The 20,461-nt window shown below is 66.5% G+C and carries 14 protein-coding genes; 8 read left to right on the top strand and 6 right to left on the bottom strand.

Going from position 1 to position 20,461, the window contains the following annotated elements:
* Nucleotides 1-81: 81 nt before the first annotated feature.
* Nucleotides 82-6,099, bottom strand: coding sequence for an apolipoprotein A-IV repeat region-like domain-containing protein (locus tag QA639_RS29065; protein ID WP_283087833.1), 6,018 nt, complete (start codon nt 6,097-6,099; stop codon nt 82-84).
* A gap of 382 nt (nt 6,100-6,481) precedes the next feature.
* Between QA639_RS29065 and QA639_RS29060 the strand changes: the two genes are divergently transcribed.
* Nucleotides 6,482-6,859, top strand: coding sequence for an Hpt domain-containing protein (locus tag QA639_RS29060; protein WP_028338273.1), 378 nt, complete (start codon nt 6,482-6,484; stop codon nt 6,857-6,859).
* Between the two features lie 161 nt (nt 6,860-7,020).
* Nucleotides 7,021-7,341, top strand: coding sequence for a 2Fe-2S iron-sulfur cluster-binding protein (locus QA639_RS29055; RefSeq protein WP_016841525.1), 321 nt, complete (start codon nt 7,021-7,023; stop codon nt 7,339-7,341).
* 6 nt (nt 7,342-7,347) lie between these two features.
* On the opposite strand, the gene QA639_RS29050 is transcribed toward QA639_RS29055, so the two are convergent.
* Complete coding sequence (locus tag QA639_RS29050) at nt 7,348-7,809, bottom strand: acyl-CoA thioesterase (RefSeq protein WP_028337718.1); 462 nt, start codon at nt 7,807-7,809, stop codon at nt 7,348-7,350.
* A gap of 163 nt (nt 7,810-7,972) precedes the next feature.
* On the opposite strand from QA639_RS29050, the gene QA639_RS29045 reads away from it, so the two are divergent.
* The gene (locus tag QA639_RS29045) at nt 7,973-9,001 is read left to right on the top strand and encodes an NAD(P)/FAD-dependent oxidoreductase (protein WP_050386419.1); all 1,029 of its coding nucleotides are present in this window, start codon (nt 7,973-7,975) and stop codon (nt 8,999-9,001) included.
* A gap of 130 nt (nt 9,002-9,131) precedes the next feature.
* On the top strand, nt 9,132-9,698 hold the full coding sequence (locus QA639_RS29040) for a DUF2147 domain-containing protein (RefSeq protein ID WP_026193022.1): 567 nt from the start codon (nt 9,132-9,134) through the stop codon (nt 9,696-9,698).
* 69 nt (nt 9,699-9,767) lie between these two features.
* Here the strand turns inward: QA639_RS29040 and QA639_RS29035 are convergent, their stop codons facing one another.
* Both QA639_RS29035 and QA639_RS29030 read right to left on the bottom strand, forming a co-directional pair.
* Nucleotides 9,768-11,735 (bottom strand): SGNH/GDSL hydrolase family protein, encoded by a 1,968-nt coding sequence (locus QA639_RS29035; protein WP_157343115.1) that lies wholly within the window; start codon nt 11,733-11,735, stop codon nt 9,768-9,770.
* 103 nt (nt 11,736-11,838) lie between these two features.
* Nucleotides 11,839-12,915, bottom strand: a complete 1,077-nt coding sequence (locus QA639_RS29030) for a lysylphosphatidylglycerol synthase transmembrane domain-containing protein (RefSeq protein WP_028337716.1) — start codon at nt 12,913-12,915, stop codon at nt 11,839-11,841.
* Nucleotides 12,916-13,532: 617 nt separating this feature from the next.
* Between QA639_RS29030 and QA639_RS29025 the strand changes: the two genes are divergently transcribed.
* Together QA639_RS29025 and QA639_RS29020 are read left to right on the top strand one after the other, a co-directional pair.
* A complete protein-coding gene (locus QA639_RS29025; RefSeq protein ID WP_283090642.1) occupies nt 13,533-14,921 on the top strand; it encodes an MFS transporter in 1,389 nt (462 codons plus the stop codon).
* A 146-nt stretch (nt 14,922-15,067) separates the two neighbouring features.
* Nucleotides 15,068-17,470: an EAL domain-containing protein gene (locus QA639_RS29020; RefSeq protein WP_283087832.1), complete on the top strand. Its 2,403-nt coding sequence runs from the start codon at nt 15,068-15,070 to the stop codon at nt 17,468-17,470.
* 77 nt (nt 17,471-17,547) lie between these two features.
* Here QA639_RS29020 and QA639_RS29015 read toward each other — a convergent pair whose 3' ends face one another.
* Nucleotides 17,548-17,982, bottom strand: coding sequence for a hypothetical protein (locus tag QA639_RS29015; protein ID WP_016840859.1), 435 nt, complete (start codon nt 17,980-17,982; stop codon nt 17,548-17,550).
* Between the two features lie 83 nt (nt 17,983-18,065).
* Here QA639_RS29015 and QA639_RS29010 point away from each other — a divergent pair, with 83 nt between their 5' ends.
* On the top strand, nt 18,066-18,680 hold the full coding sequence (locus QA639_RS29010; protein WP_157343342.1) for a hypothetical protein: 615 nt from the start codon (nt 18,066-18,068) through the stop codon (nt 18,678-18,680).
* Nucleotides 18,681-18,698: 18 nt separating this feature from the next.
* Here the strand turns inward: QA639_RS29010 and QA639_RS29005 are convergent, their stop codons facing one another.
* A complete protein-coding gene (locus tag QA639_RS29005) occupies nt 18,699-20,042 on the bottom strand; it encodes an aminotransferase-like domain-containing protein (protein ID WP_283087831.1) in 1,344 nt (447 codons plus the stop codon).
* A 255-nt stretch (nt 20,043-20,297) separates the two neighbouring features.
* Between QA639_RS29005 and QA639_RS29000 the strand changes: the two genes are divergently transcribed.
* The gene (locus tag QA639_RS29000) at nt 20,298-20,459 is read left to right on the top strand and encodes a DUF1127 domain-containing protein (RefSeq protein ID WP_080583391.1); all 162 of its coding nucleotides are present in this window, start codon (nt 20,298-20,300) and stop codon (nt 20,457-20,459) included.
* Nucleotides 20,460-20,461: the final 2 nt, after the last annotated feature.

Genomic DNA, 20,461 nt, shown 5'->3' with positions numbered 1-20,461 from the left:
TTGCCAATCCCGCCCAAAATAAAACGGAGGCCTTCGGCCTCCGTTTCCATTTGCTGTTCGCTACTCGCTTACTTCGCCGGCTTATCCCAGCCGTCCCGCGGCATGCGCGAGCAGGGTGTAGACCAGCCCGGTCTCCGAGGTCAGGTGGCTGCTCAGCTCCTGCTGGCCGCGGCCGTCGCGGGCGACTTCGTCGAGCAGGCGCTCGAACTCCGCGATGTAGCGGTCGACCGTCTGCTTGAAGCCGCGGTCGGCGCGATACTTGCGGGCGACCTCGTCGAAGGCCTTCTGGCCGGCCGGTGTGTAGAGGCGCTTCGAGAACGCCTTGTTCTCGCCGCGCTGGTAGCGATCCCACATCTCGGCCGCAAGTGTGCGGTCCATCAGCCGGCCGATGTCGAGCGACAGCGATTCCAGCGGATTGGCGGGCTGCTGCTGCGGACGCGGGCGCTGCTGGGCGTCGCGGCTCTGCGGGGCAGGCGGCGGTGCGTCGCTGCGGTTGAGCAGGTCGGACAGCCAGCCGTCGCCGTTGTTGTCGGAGCCTGCCGGGCTGACCGACGGGGCCTCGGTGCGGCGCGAGCTCGTCATGCCGAGATCCGGCGGCGGCAGCGTCGAGGCGCTGTTGCCGTTGTCCCGCATGCGCACATCGCCGCGGCCGCCGGCGGCAGCCACCACCGGCTCCTCGTGGCGAACGCTGGCGCGGCTGGTCGAGACCACGTCGAGTCCGCGGCCGTGATGAGCGACGATGCGGTTCAGCTCGGCCAGCGCCTCGATCTGGTCGACGATCACCTTGCGCATCTGCGCGGTGTTCTCGGCGGCCTCCTGCGGCATCTCGAGCACGCCGCGGCGCAGCTCGTTGCGGGTGGCCTCGAGCTCGTTGTGCATCTCGCTCGCCATCTGCTTCATCGCCGTGACCATCGCGGAGAACTTCTCCGTCGATTCCCTGAACATCGCATCGGTCTCGGCGTTGCTCTGCTGGTAGAGGTCGTTCATGGCGTCGACGGTCTGCTGACGCTCGTTCTCGGCCGCCAGGCGCACCGCCTCGAACTGCTTGCTGATCGCAGCCGAACCGGCGCCTGCGGTCTCCGCCACCACGCGGGCGATGTCGCGGGCGCGTTCCTCGGCCGCTCCGAGCGATTCATCGAGCAGCCCGGTGAAGCGCGACAGCCGCTGGTCGAGATCGGTGGTGCGCAGGTCGATGGTCGTGACCAGCGCTTCCAGCGCCGACTTGCGCTCGCTGACGGAGGCCGTCGTCGAGCGGTTGGCCTGCTCGACCACGGCAGCCGCATCGATCAGCGCCTTGCCATGGGTCTCGAACTGGCTCGACAGCGCGCCGAGATCTTCCAGCGCCTTGCCGGTCTTGCTGTTGAACACCGTGAGCTGGTCTTCCAGCGTCTGGGTTGCCACGCCGTTGCGCGAGGTGACGTCGTTCATGGCGGACACGAAGTCGGCCACTCGGGTCACCAGCGCGCGCTCCAGCGAGTTGAGGTTGTCGTGGGCGCCGGTCAACACTTCCTGCAAGAGGATGTTGCCTTCGCGCAGCCGCTCGAACAGCGCGACCGTATCGGTGCGCAGGATCTTGCTGGTCTCCTGCATCTCCGTGACGGCCGAGATCGAGACCTGGCGCGACTGGTCGATCGCCGTGCGCGAGGCCTGCTCGAGTTCCTTGAGCGACTTCGCCACCGCGCCGGTCGCCTGATCGCCGGCCGAGGTGATGTTGCGCGCGACATCGCTGCCATGGGCCGCCATCGACTGCGAGAAGGCGAGGCCGCGGGTTTCGATCGCCTTCAGCGCATCCGCGGTGGCGCGATCCATGTCGCTCGACAGCTGCGTGGTCTTGGCGGTCAGCGCCTCGACCAGCGAGCCGCGGCGGCCGTCGACCATCTGCGACAGACGCTCGGTCTGCTGCTGCACATAGGTGACGATCTCGTCGGTCTTGCCGGTCATCGCGGAGCCGAAGGCGCTGGAGGCCGACAGCACCGAACGTTCGATGTCGGCGGAGGTCGTCTTGACCTTGGTCGAGACCTCGTTGGACATGGTGATCAGCGCGGCCTGCGCGTTCTGCGCCGAGGTCTGGATGTTGTCGGTGGTCTTGACCGTGACCGCTCCCAGCGCGCGCTCGATATCGGTCGAGAGCGTGCGGATCTGGGCGGCGGCATCGGCGGAGGTCGCCGCAAACGAGCTCTGGGCCTCGCGGGCGCTGCCGAGGATGGTTTGCGCAGTCTCCGCGCTGGCCGTGGTCAGCGAGCGCTCGATCTCGGCGGAGATCTCGCGGATCTGGCTTGCCGCCTCGCTGGAGGTCGCCACGAACGAGCTCTGGGCATCGCGGGCGCTGCCGAGGATCGCCTGCGCGGTGTTGGTGCCGACCGAGGTCAGCGTGCGCTCGACATCGACGGCCAACGACTTGACGTGGTCGGCTGCTTCCGTCGACGCGGTGACGAGGGTGTTCTGCGCCTCGCGGGCGCCGGCCGTCAGCACCTCGACGGTACCGGAGCCGGCCATCGACAGCGCACGCTGGATGTCGGCGGCAAGCGCCGACACCTTGGTTGCAGCCTCGGTCGACGCGTTGACCAGGGTACTCTGGGCCTCACGCGCACCTGATGTGATCGATTCCGCGGTGGCCGAGCCGGCCATCGACAGCGAACGCTCCATATCGGCCGCCAGCGAGCGGACCAGATCGGTGGCCTCGGTGGATGCGCCGGCCAGCGTGCTCTGGGCCTCGCGGGCGGAGGCGACGACGGCTTCCGCGGTGGCGGAGCCCGCCATCGACAGCGAGCGCTCGATGTCTGCCGACAGCGTGCGGACCAGATTGGTGGCCTCGGTCGATGCGCCGGCCAGCGTGCTCTGGGCCTCGCGGGCCGAAGCGACGACGGCTTCCGCGGTGGCGGAGCCCGCCATCGACAGCGAGCGCTCGATGTCGGCCGACAGTGTCCGGACCAGATTGGTGGCGTCGGTCGACGCGCCGGCCAGCGTGCTCTGGGCCTCGCGAGCGGAGGCGACGATGGATTCCGCGGTGGCGGTGCCGGCGGTCGAGAGCGAGTGCTGCACGTCGGCCGCGAGCGTGCGGACCAGGGTGGCGGCTTCGGTGGATGCACCGGCAAGCGTGCTCTGGGCCTCGCGAGCGGAGGCGACGACGGCTTCCGCGGTCGCGGTGCCGGCCATCGTGAGCGAGCGCTCGACGTCGCTGGCGAGCGACTTGACCTGGCCGGTGACGTCGGTCGACGTCGAGATCAGCGTGGTCTGGGCCTCGCGGGCACCGGTCATGATCGCCTCTGCGGCGGCTGAGCCGGCCATCGACAGCGACTGCTCGACATCGGTGGCCAGCGACTTGACCTGGCTTGCGGCCTCGACCGAGGCGCTGACCAGCGTGGTCTGCGCGTCGCGGGCGCCGGACAGCACGGAGGCTGCGGTGGCGCTGCCGGCCGCCTGCAGCGTGCGCTCGACATCCTCGGACAGCGCCTTGATCTGCGAGGCGACGTCGCCGGAGGCCGAGACCAGCGACACCTGGGCGTCGCGGGCACTGGTGAGGATCGAGTTGGCGGCGCTGGTGCCGACGGCGGTCAGCACGCTCTCGACCTCGGCCGAGCTCAGCTTGAGCTGGTTGCCGACGTCCGCGGACACGGTGAGCAGCGCCTGCTGCGCGGTGCGCGCGCCGGTCTGGATGGTTTCGCTGGTGTTGACCACGAGGTTGGTCAGCGAACGCTCGGCGTCCTCGACATGGGACTTGATGCTCGACGACAGCAGCTCGGCGCGGGACATCAGGTCGTCGCTTGCCTGGCGGCCGCTGCTCTCGATGCGGCCGGCGACGGCCTCGACGCGCGAGCCCAGCAGGTCCTCGAACTGCGCGACGCGGGTGTCGATGTCGCCGGCGATGACGCCGACGCGGCTCTCGATGCCCTGCTGGATGTCGGCGAAGCGTGCCGAGATGGTGTCGGTCAGGTTCGCGCTGTGACCATTGATGGTGTCGGCGAGACGGGTGCTGTGGCCGTTGAGGGTGTCGACCAGGCGGATGCTGTGACCGTCGATGGTCTCGGTGACGCCGTTGATGCGATGGTCGACCGCGGCGATCGCCTGCACGGTGCCTTCGGTCAAGGTGGTGGTGAGCAGGCCAAGCCGCGAGTCGATCGACTGGATCGCCTGGGAGGCGCCGTCGGTCAGCTGGCTCGCGAGCGTGCCGAGATGGCCGTCGATGGTCTCGGTGACCGACTTGGCGCGGCTCTCGAAGGTGACTTCGAGGGACTTCATGCGGCCGTCGATCGCGTCATCGAGCGATTGCAGACGGCCGTCGAACGAACCGATCTTGCTGGCGAGCGAACTATCGAACGACGACAGCTTGTCGGTCAGCGAGGCGTCGAGATTGGTGACGCGGCTGCCGAGCGTGGTCTCGAACTGCAGTAGGCGCTGGTCGAGCGAGGCGGTGATCTCGCCGCTGTTGGTGGTGACGCGATGGTCGAAGGTGTCGACATAGGTCTTCAGGCTGTCGGCGATGTCCTGGGTCCGCTGGCCCATGCGTTCGACGATGTCGCCGCCGAAGGTCTTCACCGTACGGTCGAATTCCGAGATGTGGCGGGTGATCAGCGCGCCGAGCGTGCCGGAGTCGCGGGCGAATTTCTCGGCGAGCTCGCTGCCATGGTTCTTCACCAGGTCGTCGAATGCGCTCATTTGCAGCGACAGCGAATCGTGCGCGGTCTCGGTCTGGCCCACCACCTTGGCGACCAGCGAATTGACGGTGACGTCGAGCGCCTCGCTTGCCTTGTCGCCGGACGTCATGATCTGGCCGGCGAGGCGGTTGCCGGCGTCGTCGATCTTGCTGACGAGGTCGTTGCTGCGCAGCTCGAGCTCGAGCAGCAGCGAGTCCGCAGAGTTCTTCAGGGAGTCGTGGACCTCTTCGGTGCGGTCGGAGATGCCGTCGACGATGACAGACGAACGCTGCTCGAACTCGCCGGTGATGCGGTCGATGCGCTCGTTCAGCAACTCGTGGACGCGATCGGCCAGATCGACGAACTCGTCATGGACGTGGCCGGTCTTGAAGTTGAGGCTGGTGGTCAGCCGTTCTGAGGCGTCCATCACCGCGCGCGTGGTCTCGGCGCTGGCTTCCTCGAGACGGTCGAGCAGGTCGCCGCCGCGCTCGCCGAGCGCGAGGATCATGTTGTCGCCGGCATGGCTCAGCGCGGTCGTGATGTGCTGGCCGCGCTCTTCCAGCGCGCCGGTGATGCTCTTGGCGACCTCGTCGACGCGCGATGCGATCGCGTCGGAGATCAGCGCGATGTCGTGGCGCAGGTCGATCTGCACGCCGGAGATCGCGCTGCGCACCTGCTCGGCCTGGCCGACCAGGTTGTCGCGCTGGTGGGCGATGTCCTGCAGCAGCGCGCGGATGCGCACCTCGTTGTCGGAATAGGCGCGTTCCAGCGCCGCGACCTCGTTGGCGACGAGGGTCTCGAGTTCGCCGGCGCGCGCGATCGCGCGCTCGACGCCGTCGCCCATCGCCGCGACCTCGCGGCGGATCGCCTGGCCGACCGTCACCATGGAATCGGCGGCGGCGTTTTCCGGCTCGGAGAATCGCATCGCGACCTGCGCCATCGATTGCGCGATCATCTGCATGCGCTGACCATGCGAGGCGAGGCTGGCGAGATAGTAGAACAGCAGGATCGGCACGGCGAACAGCGCGGCAAGGCCGGCGAGCACCAGGACGCCGGTGCCCTGGGCCATCGAGGCCTGCAGGGCCGGCCAGAACGCGATGGTGAGGATGACGCCGCCCAGCAGCCATGCGCCGGAGCAGACAAAGAACAGCGTGAAGGCGTTGCGCGCGCGTCCTCCCTGCAGCGTCTGCAGCATCTGGCCGATAGTTTCGCGATCATCATTGGCGGCGCGGCGCGGCGCGCGCGGTTCTTCGATCGGCTCGAACGCCGAACGATCGGAATTACTCGGACGGGACTCGAACGATGTGGCCGAAAAATCGGCGGCGGGCGGCAGGTTCGGCGGCGCGGCGCCTTCGTTGAGGGGGCTGCGATTCTCCGCGCCCTGTTCGCTGATGTTGAGGGCTTCCTGGATGGCAGAAAGCGCGACTTCGGTGGGATCTTTGACCTTCTTGGGAGTGTTCGCCATGTTCAGTCTGAGCCCTCTCACTATTTTACGCGTCGGCGAGCCTGCGATCGTCCCCACGCAAGCTCGAAGCCGGTGCCCACAAGCGGAGCGCAAGCCGGCCCCCTCGGCGGCTTGTCCGCTACATCCGCAAACATCCTATTGGGAGAGCGACGCGAATGAAATGCTTGCGATTAATACTTTCTTAATCATCGTTAACAGCTTTGCGCCATAAGGCCTTATGGGTACTCGAAATTCCCGCTGTAGAGCGTCGATTGTGTCCGGAAATTGTCCAGAATCGGGCGGTTTTGCCGATCATCCCAACAACAATCCGTTAACCAGTTTCGTGATTGGCTGGGGCAACGATCCGCCGGCGAGGGCCCGGCGGAGACGACAGGGACAGGCCATGCCGCTTCACCTCGAACGGGTCGAATGGACGCAATCGCCGCCGCTGGCGCCCGGCGCCGGGCCGATCGACGTCGATCATCTTCAGCGCATGACGCTGGGCGATCCGGGCCTCGAGCGGGAAGTGCTGGCCATGTTCTCGACCCAGTCGGCCCGGATCCTCGGTGAACTGGCCGCCTTGCCGCCCGAGGCGGCGACCCATGCCCACACCCTGAAAGGATCGGCGCGGGCGATCGGCGCGTTCGGCGTCGCCGAGGCTGCTGCCCAGTTGGAGACCGCGCTGACCGGCGGTTCCGATGCGGCCCAGCCGCTTGCCGCGCTCGGCGCCGCGATCGCCGAGGCGCGCACCGCGATCGAGCTGATCCTGGGCCGCTCCTAGGCATCCGGCGTCTCGGCGGCCCGCCGCGAAGGCTTGGGCGGCTTCCCAACCGGCGGGCAGGTTTTCGGTCTCCGCGCTAGCGCTGTGCGGATCGACCCGTTATACGACTGCCCGGGACCTTTCCATCCATCGTCCGGCGCATTCCGGCAGCACGAGCAATCATGGCCAAAATCCACTTTATCGACCATTCCGGCGAGAAACGCACAGTTGACATCGAGAACGGCGCGACGGTGATGGAAGGCGCGATCCGCAACGCCATTCCCGGCATTGAAGCCGAATGCGGCGGCGCCTGCGCCTGTGCGACTTGCCATGTCTATGTCGATGAAGCCTGGCGCGAGAAGGTCGGCGCGCCGTCGCCGATGGAAGAGGACATGCTGGATTTCGGCTTCGACGTGCGTCCGAATTCGCGGCTGTCCTGCCAGATCAAGGTGACCGACGATCTCGACGGACTGGTCGTGTCGACGCCGGAGCGGCAGGCCTAGGATCTCTTATTCGCCGTCCGGATTCACTCCGCGACGGACCCAGCGGCGGAAGTTCTGCTTGACCTCCGCCGGCAGCGGCGTCGGCCTGCGGGTGGCCTCATCGATCATCACCGTGACCGCCTTCGCCGACGCCACGCATCTGCCTTCCGAAAACACCACCTGGTCGAAGGTGGTCGATGTGCGTCCAAACTTGACGAGACCGAGCCCGAGCTCGATCTGACCCGGCCAGTGCAGCTCGGCGCGGAAATGGATGTCGAGGCGCACCATGATCCAGCCGAGCCCTGCCGGCATCAGCCCCATGCTGAGGTCCTTCACCAGCGTGACGCGGCCGGTTTCAAAATAGCTCGCATAGACGGCGTTGTTGACGTGCCCGTTGGGGTCGAGATCGGCAAAGCGCACATTGTCGGACAGGCGATAGGGAAAGTCTTCCAGGCGCGGCGCATCGTCAGCACGAACAGGGGCATTCACGAGGGGGATCTCCGTCGGTTTCCCGCCCATACAGCCGAGTTGCGCAGGCTCGGCAAGGGGTTGCCGCGCCAGCCGCTGTCCCTATTATGCATGTCCCGATCCGGCCATACTTGGCTGGGCAGGCGAGAGCCGTCCAGTCGATTTCAACTGAAAAGAAACGGATATGAGCGAAGCGATCAAAACCGATGTGCTGATTATTGGCGCGGGTCCCTGCGGACTGTTCGCCGTGTTCGAACTGGGCCTGCTCGACATGAAGGTGCATCTGGTCGACATCCTCGACAAGATCGGCGGGCAATGCGCCGAGCTTTATCCGGAGAAGCCGATCTACGACATTCCGGGCATTCCGCTGGTCACCGGTCAGGGCCTCACCGACCAGCTGCTGGAGCAGATCAAGCCGTTCGGCGCGACCTTCCATCTCAACGAGATGGTCGAGAGCATCGAGAAGATCGGCGATCCCCTGTTCCGGGTGAAGACCGATGCCGGCAAGGAGTTCGAGGCCAAGGTCGTCGTGATCTCGGCCGGCGGCGGCTCGTTCCAGCCGAAGCGGCCGCCGGTGCCGGGCATCGAGGCCTATGAAGGCACGTCGGTGTTTTATGCCGTGCGCAAGATGGAGCAATTCCGCGACAAGAACATTCTGATCGTCGGCGGCGGCGACTCCGCGCTCGACTGGACGCTCAATCTGCATCCGATCGCCAAGCGCATCACGCTGCTGCACCGGCGAGACGATTTCCGCGCGGCGCCGCACAGCGTCGAGCAGATGCGTGCGCTCGTTGCCGACGGCAGGATGGATCTGAAGATCGGCCAGGTCACGGGGCTCGAAGGCGCCAACGGCCAGCTCTCGGGTGCCGCGCTCAAGGGCAACGACAATGCGGTCTCGACGATCGCCTGCGATACGATGCTGCCGTTCTTCGGACTCACCATGAAGCTCGGCCCGGTCGCGAACTGGGGCGTGGCACTGGAGAACAATCTGGTGCCAGTCGACACCGCGGCGTTTGAGACCAACGTTTCAGGCATCTTCGCGATCGGCGACATCAACACCTATCCGGGCAAGCTCAAGCTCATTCTCTCCGGCTTCCACGAGGGTGCGCTGATGGCGCAGAAGGCGCACCGCTACGTGTATCCGGACAAGCGGCTGGTGTTCCAGTACACAACCTCGTCATCGAGTCTGCAGAAGAAGCTCGGGGTGAACTGATTCCACTCGAGCAGCGACCAATGCCGGGGGCATGGGCCATTGCCTGCGCGGCGCGGGTACTGGAACACTCCGTCAAATGGCCGTAGTCTTCTGCTTGTACTCGAGTTGGTCGATTGATCAGGTGATGATGATGCGGAACACGCTATCCAGACTTCGGCTGATCCTCGCGATCGCCACGGCCTTTGCGCTAGCTGCTCCGCTTGCGGCCTCGGCGGCCGACCCGTCGGCTGCCGGCCTGTGGCAAAAGGTCGAAGACGGCAAGCCCGAGGGCTGGTTCCTGGTGATCGAGCGCAATGGTCTGTTCGAAGGCATGATCGCAAAGATGTTCTCATCGCCCGGAGATCCGCCCAATCCGGTCTGCTCGAAATGCACCGACGATCGCAAGGACATGCCGTGGCTCGGCATTCCCCTCATCCGCGACATGAAGCGCAACGGGCTCGCCTATGAAGGCGGCAACGTGCTCGATCCGCGCAACGGCAAGGTCTACAAGGCCAAGATGACGTTGAGCGCCGATGGTCAGACGCTGACGATGCGCGGCTTTCTCGGCATCTCGCTGTTCGGCAAGGATGAGGTCTGGACCCGGCTGCCTGACACCGCGGTGGCCCAGCTCGATCCCGCGATCGTCGCCAAATATCTGCCGGCGCAAGCCGCGGTGGCGAAGCCGGCGGCGCCAGTGCCCGCGACGAAGCGGCACTAACACTTCTCTCCGGCTAACGCTCCGATCTGCGCACGCTCATGCTCCGCTCTTGCGTGGCAGCGTAAGCGTTCAGCGCTGTCCCGTCGGTGCAATCGGCATCGGCAGTGGCGCGACCGGCTCGGTAATCACCTCGGGCACAGCGGTGTTCAGCTGCAGCACGGTGGCGGCCGCGGGGACCGCGGCATCGGCCATCGCCGCGTGGCCTTCGGCACTCGGATGCACCGCGCCGCCATACACCGCCGACAGGATGCCCCATGTCGCGTCGTGGATGTCGCTTGGCTGCATCGAGGACGGCAGGCCCTGCGGGTAGGTCATCGCGGTGAAGTAGCTGTCATTGGCGTCGCGGATCCAGCGCGCACGCGGCAGATAGGCGCGGTATTCGCCGGCGCTGCGGCCGCATTTGAGCGGCTGGTTGGCGGCGGCGACGATGTCCGACACGAAGCTGTCGCCATTGGCGGCAAAGCAGTCGCGGTCGAATTCCGGATCGGTCGAGGCGCGTGCGCAGAAGCCATGGCTCGCAAACGCGTCCTGATGCGCGTCGACGAAGGTCATGCGGTCGGCCTGCGGATTGCGGCAGATGATGCCGGACTGGCACTGCGCGATCGCCTTGAGCTGCGGCAGGAACTCGTTCTGCACGAAGCTCGAGACCGACGCGAGGCGGCTGGGATCCGCGTTGAACGAGGGATGAATCTCGAAGCCGGCGCGGCCGCCGGGGCAGGGCGCGCCGCCATTGGCCAGCGCCGGATTGGCATAGGCCGTGTAGATCACGTGCGAGAGATCGCCGCCGACCAGCGGCTTCAGCGCGTCGCGCAGCTTGGCAAAATCGGCCGGCAGGTCGCGCGCCAGCGCCGAACGGGCATCGTCGACGCTGGCCATTGAGCCGCCGCGGCTGAACAGCGTGCGCTCGGTCGGCGTGTCGACGATCACGTTGGCGACGAGGCCGGAGAAGTAGATGTCGTTGGCGCCGATCGAGAGCAGCACGAGGTCGAGGGTGCGGTCGGGCTGACGGCGCTTGGCGGCGGCGAGTGCCGTGCGCAGCTCCGCGACCTGGCCGTTGACGGTGCCCGAGCAGGTGTTGGCTGTCTTCGTCGGCAGGCATTCCCGCGCCTGCTGCGAGCCGAGCAGGCCGTCGGCGATGGTGGCGCCGGTGCAGGCCAGCGGCAGATAGGTCACCGCGATGTGCGGATATTGCACGGCGAGCGCGAGCGCGGTGCGGGTCTGATAGCTGTACAGCGACCGGTGACAGGCCGAGTTGAGCCAGAGCGCGCTCTGGCGTTGCCAGTTGGTCAGGGTGTCCGGCGCTTCGCAGGCGCGGCCGCCTTTGTAGCCGGCGCGGCTCGGCCGGTAATATTGCGCCCCGCCGAGATAGGAGCGGAAGCAGAACCCCTCGTCGGAGAGCGCAATCGCGCGGTCGGGATTGCCCTCGCCGGATGCGATGCTGTCACCGAGGCCCGCGATCAGCAGGTCGCGCACCTCGATCTGCGTCGTCACGCGCTGGTTGGCCTCCGAGCCGCTTGCGACGTCGACGGTCGCGACCGTGGTGCGGCCGTAGCGGACGCGCAGGTTGATCGGCTCGGCGCAATCGAATGTCGAGGATTGCGGCCCATCGCCGTCGTCGAACGACCAGGCACAGGTCGCGCCGACCGGAACCGGCCCGGTGAGCCGTACGACGATCGGATGATCGATCGGCGTCAGATAGCTTTCCTTGACGTTGTCGCGCGTGCAGGGCTCGCTGACGCGGCCCTGCAGGTCGATGCAGAGCCGGTTCACGGTGTTGCGCGCCCAGCCGCGGCCGTCGCTTTGCAGTTCCAGCGTCTGTTCCGAGGCCAGCACGCTGCGGCCAAGCCCGCTTTCGACATGCAGGCGGAAGTCCCGTTCCTCGCGGAACAGGCGAAAGCGGTTGCGGACCTCCCAGGAGATCTGCAACTGGTTGTCCTGCGCGTCCGCGGCCGATGCGAATACCGCGGCAAGCGCGCTGCCGAGCAGCACGCTGCAGACCGTCACCCGAAACGAAAATCGAACCAAAAAGCCAATCATGGCGCGGTTTGACGCGAGCGGTACGGCGAAAATAAGAGAAGCGGCCGCGAGGATCGAAAATCCGGGATCGAGGGGCCCGCACGGGGGCCGATAACGTTGTCCGTTACCGTTTCAGCTGCCTGACCCGCTGCTGCCGGCTTTCGATCGGTTGCCGCACGGTCGCCGAAGCCGTGCAGGCTTGGCTTAGTCGTTTCCGCTCTTGCCAAGGCTGCACCACGTTGAGCCAGAGCTCGCGCATGCCCATGATCGAGATCGAAATCCCGAACGGGATCAGGAAGTAGAGGATGCGGAACACGACCAGCGTCGCCAGCAATTGCTCCTTGCTGAACTCCGGCAGCGCCACCAGCATCGCGGCGTCGAACACGCCGATCGAGCCGGGGGCGTGGCTGGCGAAGCCGAGCAGCGTCGCCAGGATGAACACGACCGCCAGCGAGACGAAGTCGATATGCGGCTCGGTCGGCATCAGCAGGTACATTGCGAGCGCGCAGAAGCCGAGATCGACCACGCCGATCAGGATCTGCAACAGCGTCAGCTTGGCCGAGGGCAGCACCACCTTCCAGCCGTTCTGGCCGAGCTCGCGGCGCTTCTCGCCGGTCAGGAGCCAGACGAAATAGGCGCCGATGCCGGCAAGGCAGCCGAGCGCGATCAGCCGGTTCATCGCCGGCGGCAGCAGGTCCATCGCCGACGCTGCCGCCGGGTGCCAGGCCATGCCGAAGCCGAGCACGAACAAATTGCCGAGCCAGAAGGTCAGGCCCGACAGAAAGCAGATCTTGGCGACGTCGATCGCGGAGAGGCCATAATCGGAATAGATCCGGAAGCGGATCGCGCCGCCGGTGAAAACCGTGGCGCCGATATTGTGGCCGATCGTGTAGCTCGTGAAGCTCGACAGCGCTGCGATGCGGTAGGGGACATGGATCTTGCCGATCGTGCGCAGCGCGAAGAAGTCGTAGAAGGTCAGCGTGCAGAACGCCCCGACCACACAGAGCGCCGCCAGCGCGATCCGGTGCGGCGCGATGTTGGTGAGCGCGGTGAGAATGATGCCGGTATCGACGCCCTTCAGGGTGTGAACAAGCGACGTGATCGCGAACGCGATGATCAACACACTCGCGGCGATCCCGAGCCGTTTCCAGCCGATCTTTTCCTTGAAACCACGCCCAAGCGTGGTCAGCAGCCGAAGCATTCATCCTCCCGGCGGGGCGGCAAATTTCAGTGGGACCCGGTCACGGACGGCGACGGGTGACGGGCAAACGCACCGTACGCGATGACCCATAAGGCAAAACCGATGCGTTGTGCAGCCCTTGACAAGCCAAGCTTCGGCCCTCGTCCAGCGTCATTGTCATATTGGCTACATATGTTCTCGCTCTGCGGAATGTGAGTCGCACGACCGCGACGGGGCCGCTACGTGTTCCGCCGTTCCAAGCGGTTTCGTCGGCTTTTTTGCCGATTTTGCGGCGGTCCCGGCCTCGATGCGGGTTAGTTGGCGCGGGGCGAATAGACGATATGCATCAGCATGGGGACGCCTGAGCCCGCTGTGACGTTTACCAAAGTGTGAAGTCGACGCGCGGGTGCACATGATCCGCCCTGCGCTCGGGCCGGTGAGGCGCGCGAGGGCGGTCCGTAGGTCTATTGAGGCAAAACGCCGCGCAAGCGCGCCGCCGTCGGACAGATCGGCCAGGCACGCGATTTCACACTTCGATCCGTGCCGAAGTGTTGCGGCGAAACGAAGGCCTATGTCTCGCATTGGTTGCCGAGAGCAAGGACGAGACCATGCAACAGACATCCCTGAACGTCCGGCACATGCCGGACCGCCGCGCAACGTCGCATCAGCAAACGAGCGGGCTCGCGGCGACGTTGACGCTCGCCGCGATGAGTCTCGGCTATGGCGTCGTGCAGCTCGACGTCACCATCGTCAACACGGCGCTCAACGCGATCGGCGCCTCGCTCGGCGGCGGCGTTGCCGAACTGCAATGGGTGGTCAGCGCCTACACGATTGCCTTTGCGGCCTTCATCCTGACCGCGGGCGCGCTCGGCGACCGGATCGGCGCCAAGCGCATCTTCATGGCCGAGTTTGCGATCTTCACCGCGGCATCGGTTGGCTGCGCGGTCGCGCCTGATGCGGCAACGCTGATCGCCGCCCGCTGCGTGCAGGGGCTGGCCGCGGCCATCCTGGTGCCGAACTCGCTGGCGCTGCTCCGCCATGCCTATGAAGACGAGAAGGCGCGGGGACGCGCGGTCGGGGTCTGGGCCGCGGGCGCGAGCCTTGCGCTCACCGCCGGTCCGTTCGTCGGCGGCGGACTGATCGCGCTGGTCGGCTGGCGCGCGATCTTTATGGTCAACCTGCCGATCGGCCTGGCCGGCCTGTGGCTCGCCTGGCGCTTTGCCAGCGAAACCACGCGTCATCAGCAACACCGGCTCGATCTGCCGGGGCAGCTCGCTGCGATCGCCGCGCTCGGCACGCTGGCCGGCGCGCTGATCGAAGGCGGCGCGCTCGGCTGGAGCAGCCCGTTCGTGGTCGCAGGCTTCGTTCTCGCCGCCGTCTTCTCCGTGCTGTTCGTCTGGCGTGAGGCGCGCGCGCCGCAGCCGATGCTGCCGCTCTCGCTGTTCCGCCACCGGATGTTTGCCCTGACCTCGCTGGTCGGCCTCCTGGTCAATGTCGCGTTCTACGGCCTGATCTTCGTGCTCAGCCTCTACTTCCAGCAGGTCAACGGGCTGTCGGCGTTCGCCACCGGCCTGGCGTTCGTGCCGATGCTCGGCGCCGTGCTGCCCGCCAACCTGATCGCGCCGCGTGTCGCGGAGCGGATCGGCGCGCCGGCGACAATCGCGCTCGGCGCCGCGCTCTCGGCCGCCGGATGTCTGGCGCTGCTGTTCATCGGCCCCGGCACGAGCTATCTCGCGATCTGCCTGCAATTGCTGGCCATGAGCGGCGGCCTCGGCCTGCTGGTGCCGCCCCTGACATCTGCGTTGCTCGGCAGTGCCGAGCCGCAGCATGCCGGCATCGGGGCCGGAGTGTTGAACGCGACCCGGCAGACCGGCAGCGTGCTTGGTGTCGCGCTGTTCGGCTCGATGGTCAGCCGGTCCGCGGCCTTCATCGCCGGCCTGCATGCGGCCCTCGTCATCTCCGCCGGCGCGTTGCTTGCGGCCGCTGCGCTGATCTGGATCGGCGCTTGGTCACGGACTCGGCGTTGAGACGAACCGCAGCGAGGGATCTCCGCTCGCCCTGACCCGATCGCTTGCATTCAAGGCTTCTTCACCATGGGTGGAACCTTGCTGCAGCGCGGTTACCGTTCGTACACGAATGCGTCTGTTCTTATGGGTCCATAAAGGGGGCCTATATGTATCGCGTTCTGACCTGTCTCACTTTGGAACATGACTGGCGTTTGGTTGTCCTTGGCGGGGTGATCTGCCTGCTCGCCAGCGCCGTCGCGATCAGCCTGTTTCACCGCGCCCGCGCCGCACAGGGGCGTGCCCGCGAGATCTGGATCGGCCTCGATGCGGCGGTCGGCGGTTGCGGTATCTGGGCCACCCATTTCGTCGCCATGCTGGCGTACGATCCCGGCATCGAGGCCGGATACAACATTCCCATCACGCTGCTGTCGCTGGTGCTCGCGGTTGCGATCCTGGCCGTCGGATTGGCCGTCGCCACGCTCGATGGACGCTGGCGGACGGTTGCGGCCGGTGGCGCGATCGTCGGCGCCGGCGTCGCGGCGATGCATTACACCGGCATGCTCGGGCTGGAGCTGCCCGCGCGCATCGTCTGGTCGCCCGGCATCGTCGCCTCATCGATCGCGTTCGGAAGTCTGTTCGGCGCGCTCGCGCTCGTCGTTGCCACCCGTGGCGAACGTTTCGGCACCACGGCCGCCGCGACCGGCCTTCTGACCGTCGCGATCGTCTCGCATCATTTCACCGCAATGGGCGCGGTGACGCTGGTTCCGGATCCGACGATCGTTTCCGGCGGACTCACGGTCTCGCCGCGCGTGCTCTCATTCATGACCGCCGTTGCCGCCTTCGCGATCCTCGGCCTCTCGCTGATCGCCTCGATCCTCGACCGTCGCGCCAAGACCGAGCTTCACAAGCAGAAGCTGGTGCTCGATACCGCGCTCGAGAACATGTCGCAGGGGCTTTGCATGTTCGATGCCGACGGCCGCATCATGCTGTTCAACGAGCGCTACAGCGAGATGATGGGGCGCAGTCGCGTGCCGCTGCAGGGACGTCTGCTGATCGACGTCCTGCAGGACCTCCATTCCATCGGCGAGTGGGACGGCGATCCCGAGGAGTTCTGCAATGCTCTCGTCGCCGAGGCAAAGGCCGGCCACAGCGCGACGCGGATCGTCAGCCGCAACGCGCGCGCGATCCGCGTCGTCGACCAGCCGATGAAGGGCGGCGGCTGGGTCGCGACCTTCGAAGACATCACCGAATGGCAGCAGGCCCAGGAACAGATTTCGCACATGGCGCGGCATGACGCGCTGACCAATTTGCCGAACCGGACGCTGTTCCGCGAGCAGCTCGAAAAGGCCTCGAGACTGGCCAAGCGCTCCGACCAGCTGGCCGTGCTCTGTCTCGATCTCGATCATTTCAAGGAAATCAACGACACGCTCGGACATCCGATCGGCGACGCGCTGCTCCGCGAAGTCGCGCGCCGGCTCGGCGAATGCGTGACCGAGCACGACACCGTGGCGCGGCTTGGCGGCGACGAATTCGCCATCGTGCAGTTCTGCAGCAACTGCGATCCGTCGGTGGTGTCGTCGCTGGCAAGTCTCGTGGTCGAGCGGATTGCCGCGCCCTACGAGATCGGCGGCCATCAGCTCGTGATCGGCGTCAGCATCGGCATCTCGCTCGCGCCTGAGGATGGCAAGGATCCCGACGAATTGCTGCAGAAGGCCGATCTCGCGCTGTACCGCGCCAAGGCCGACGGCCGCGGCACCTATCGCTTCTTCGAGACCGGGATGGATGCGCGTGCGCAGGCACGCCGCCTGCTGGAGCGCGACCTGCGGCTCGCGCTCGAGCATGACGAGTTCGAGGTCTACTACCAGCCGATCCGTGATGTCGCGGGCGATCAGATCGTCGCCTTCGAGGCGCTGGCGCGCTGGAACCATTCGCTGCGTGGCCTGATCGCGCCGAACAATTTCATTCCTGTCGCCGAGGAAACCGGGCTGATCGTTCCGCTTGGCGACATCGTGTTGCGCAAGGCCTGCGCGGATGCCGCGGGCTGGCCCGTGGCCGTCGCGGTTGCCGTCAATCTCTCGCCGGTGCAGTTCAAGAACCCCAACCTGGTGTCGTCGGTGAAGGCGGCGCTGGAAGCATCCGGCCTGTCGGCGGACCGGCTCGAGCTCGAGATCACCGAATCGGTGCTGCTGCAGAACAGCGAGGCGACGCTCGCTGTGCTGCATGAGCTGCGCGGCTTCGGCGTCCGCATCTCGCTGGACGATTTCGGCACTGGCTACTCCTCGCTGAGCTATCTGCGCAGCTTCCCGTTCGACAAGATCAAGATCGACCGTTCCTTCGTCACTGACCTTGCGACACGCGAGGACTCGATGGCGATCGTGCGCGCGGTCACCGGCCTCGGCAAGAGCCTCGGCATCGTCACGACAGCCGAAGGGGTCGAGACCGATACCCAGTTCGACCTGCTGCGTCGGGAGGGCTGCACGCAGGCGCAGGGCTATTTGTTCAGTCCGCCGCGGCCGGCAGCCGACGTCGCCAAGATGTTGCGCAGGGTGCCGGAACGGTCGGTCGCCTGAGGGAAGGCCGGCGAGCTGGATTCTGGTTTGGACGCGTTTTCTTCACGCGAACCGCGTCCACTTCGCTCGAAAACGCACTAGCTCTTGCGCAGGGCAAAATAGGCACCGCAGAACGCCATCACTGCGCCGAGGCACAGGGCGGCAAGGCCCGCGAGCACGGCGGAAATGGTCGAGACCGTGCTCGGCGCCGACGCGGCCTGGCCGGCGCCGGCCAGCATCAGCACGCCGACGACGATCAGGAAGTTACGCATCCGTTGCGGGATCTGGCCGGCCACAGCGCTGTGCATCAGATTGGCGGTGAAGTAGCCGCCCGAAAATCCGACCGTCGCGATCAGCCACCAGGCGATCGCGGCGCCTGCCGGCATGAATTCGTGGCTATCGGAGCGCCACAGGCCGCCAAGGTCGAGCCCGTAACGCGCGCCGAGCATGTGCACGGCAAGCGCCAGCAGCACGCCGGATATCATCGCGCCGCCGAGGATGAGGTAACGCGGAAAATAGGTCGTCTCGGGCATGGCTCGCTTGTAGGATAGGCGCGACAGGCTGCGCAAGCTTGCGCGTACGTTTGAACAGGTGGACCGGCGAATTGCCAACAACGTTGCAGGACCGGTCGGAGGCAGGCGAGGGCACGGCGGTGCGCTACGCCTACAAGGCCTCCTTGATCGGCTCGGCGCACCAGTTCGAGCTGACCGAGGACGGGCTGTCGTGGCGGATCGCCAGCCGGTCCGGCGTGTGGGATTATGCCGACATCTCCGCGGTGAAGCTGTCCTATCGCCCGGTCTCGATGCAGCAGCAGCGATTTCGCGCCGACATCGACAACGCCAAGGGCGGGCGGATCGCGATCCTCTCGACCACCTGGCAGACCGCGACGCTGGTGGCGCCGCAGGGCCATCTCTACCGCGACTTCATCGTCGAGCTGCATCGGCGGATGCAGGCGGCGGGCAGCAACGCCAGGCTGGTCGGAGGCCTCGGACCGAAGACGTACACCGCCGCGCTGGCGCTGCTGGCCTGCCTTGCGGTGGCAATGATCGGATTGCTGCTAACGGCGCTGCTGACGTCGAACTGGATGGGCGCGCTGTTCCTGGTCGGCTTTGCGGCGCTGTTCACCTGGCAGGTCGGCGGTTTCGTCACGCGCAACCGGCCGCGGCGCTACAGCTTCGATCAATTGCCCGATGCGCTGCTGCCGAAGGCGGTTCGCAATCATGCCCGATGATGTGCGACGGCGTCGCACTCACTCGGTCGAGTCAAAATCCTCTTCGGTCGCGCTCAGCATTCCCGCCAGCGTCCGCAGGCCGAGGTCGAGCTGCTCCATCGGCGGTGCGGCCAATGCGAGCCGCACCGCATTGGGCGCGTGCCCCGGCGTGGCGGCAAAGGTCGTCGACGGTGTCAGCGCGATGTCGCGGCGCGACGCGGCCGCGACCAGGGTCTGCGAGCGCCAATGCGGCGGCAAGGTCAGCCAGAGATGATAGGACTTCGGATTGGTCTGGATTTCGAAATCGGCCAGATGCTTCGCCGCCAGCAGCTGGCGGCGGCCGGCATCGATCCGCTTCAGCCGTGACAATTCGGCAGCGGTGCCGTCGGCCATCAGCCGCTGCCCCGCGGCGAAGGCGTAGCCCGACGCGGTCCAGCCGCCCGAGCGCACCGCGGCCATGATGCTCTCGCGCAGCCGCGGCGGCGACACGAGGAAGCCGAGCGCGAGGCCGGGCGCGACCTTCTTCGATAGGCTGTCGAGCACGATGCAGCTGTCGGGCGCAAGCGCGGCGAGCGGCGCCTCATCGTCGAGGAATCCGTAGACGCCGTCCTCGATGACGACGAGGCCGAGCTTCTCCACCACGCGCAACAGCTCGGCGCGGCGCTCGGGCGGCATGGTGATGCTGAGCGGGTTCTGGATCGTCGGCTGGACGTAGATCGCGGACAGATGCGCCTCGCGATGCGCCTTCTGCACCGCATCCGGTCGCACGCCGTGTTCGTCCATCGCGAGCGGCACCAGCGAGATGCCGAGCCGCGCGGCGATGCCCTTGACGAACGGGTAGGTCAGCGCCTCGACGCCGCAGCGTCCGCCGGGCGGCACCACGGCGGCGAGCGCGGCGGCGATGCATTGCCGGCCGTTGGCGGTGAACACGATCTGGTCGGGATTCGGCGTCCAGCTCTTGCGCGCCAGAAATTCCGAGGAGATGGTTCGTGCCGCCCGCGTGCCAAAACTGGTCGCCGGCCGCAGCGCGCCCTCGAGCACCTCGGGCCGCTCCAGTCCTTCGAGGCTCTTGGCGATCATCGTCGCCTGGTGCGGCAGCAGCGGATAGTTGAACTCGAGGTCGATGCGGGCGCCGCGCGGCTCGGTCGGGGCCGCGATGCCGCGGCGTGCCTCGCCGGACACGAAAGTGCCGCGGCCGACTTCACCGACCACCAGCCCGCGCCGCAACAGCTCGGTATAGACCCGGCTCGCCGTCGAGACGGCGATGTTGCGGTCATAGGCGAAATGACGCTGCGGCGGCAGCCGGTCGCCTGCCTTCAGCGCGCCGCTGGCGATCTCGGCGGCCACCGCATCCGCCAGCTTCAGATATTCGAACCTCGACATTATTGCACCGAGAGCAATGTTTTACTTGCTCCGAGGAATGTACCGGATCATTTAAGAGGGAACAAGCCCATGATTGCACCGAGGAGCGCGCAAGCAACCCGAGGTCCCGACGGCGCAGCCGCTGAAACAGTATTTGCGTCAATGGCGTAGCTTTGCCTATGGGCAGCGAAGGAGATGACAATGTCAGCAATATCTTCAGCCGCTGCAGTGCCCGCGCGGTCTGGTACATTAGGCGGATTGCTCCGATTGCTCCGAGTGTGGGGCGATGCGCTCGCGACCTATTGGGTGCGCCGCGAGGCGATCAAGACGCTGCGCCAGCTCGATGACCGGGCGCTGCGTGATATCGGACTCTCGCGCTGCCAGATCGAGACCGCCGTCACCGGCGACTTCGACCTGGAGCTGGTGCGGATCCGTTAAGA

Origin of the sequence: Bradyrhizobium pachyrhizi, from assembly GCF_029714545.1 — a bacterium.
Classification (GTDB): Bacteria; Pseudomonadota; Alphaproteobacteria; order Rhizobiales; family Xanthobacteraceae; genus Bradyrhizobium; species Bradyrhizobium pachyrhizi.
The sequence above is the reverse complement of the archived record's forward strand: the minus strand, read 5'-3'. Positions and strand labels throughout refer to the sequence as shown.

What these genes read in the sequence shown, in the direction of transcription:
- QA639_RS29065 (WP_283087833.1), bottom strand. Translation starts at nt 6,099, where the DNA reads ATGGCGAACACTCCCAAGAAGGTCAAAGATCCCACCGAAGTCGCGCTT.
- QA639_RS29060 (WP_028338273.1), top strand. Translation starts at nt 6,482, where the DNA reads ATGCCGCTTCACCTCGAACGGGTCGAATGGACGCAATCGCCGCCGCTG.
- QA639_RS29055 (WP_016841525.1), top strand. Translation starts at nt 7,021, where the DNA reads ATGGCCAAAATCCACTTTATCGACCATTCCGGCGAGAAACGCACAGTT.
- QA639_RS29045 (WP_050386419.1), top strand. Translation starts at nt 7,973, where the DNA reads ATGAGCGAAGCGATCAAAACCGATGTGCTGATTATTGGCGCGGGTCCC.
- QA639_RS29040 (WP_026193022.1), top strand. Translation starts at nt 9,132, where the DNA reads ATGCGGAACACGCTATCCAGACTTCGGCTGATCCTCGCGATCGCCACG.
- QA639_RS29035 (WP_157343115.1), bottom strand. Translation starts at nt 11,735, where the DNA reads ATGATTGGCTTTTTGGTTCGATTTTCGTTTCGGGTGACGGTCTGCAGC.
- QA639_RS29030 (WP_028337716.1), bottom strand. Translation starts at nt 12,915, where the DNA reads ATGCTTCGGCTGCTGACCACGCTTGGGCGTGGTTTCAAGGAAAAGATC.
- QA639_RS29025 (WP_283090642.1), top strand. Translation starts at nt 13,533, where the DNA reads ATGCCGGACCGCCGCGCAACGTCGCATCAGCAAACGAGCGGGCTCGCG.
- QA639_RS29020 (WP_283087832.1), top strand. Translation starts at nt 15,068, where the DNA reads ATGTATCGCGTTCTGACCTGTCTCACTTTGGAACATGACTGGCGTTTG.
- QA639_RS29015 (WP_016840859.1), bottom strand. Translation starts at nt 17,982, where the DNA reads ATGCCCGAGACGACCTATTTTCCGCGTTACCTCATCCTCGGCGGCGCG.
- QA639_RS29005 (WP_283087831.1), bottom strand. Translation starts at nt 20,042, where the DNA reads ATGTCGAGGTTCGAATATCTGAAGCTGGCGGATGCGGTGGCCGCCGAG.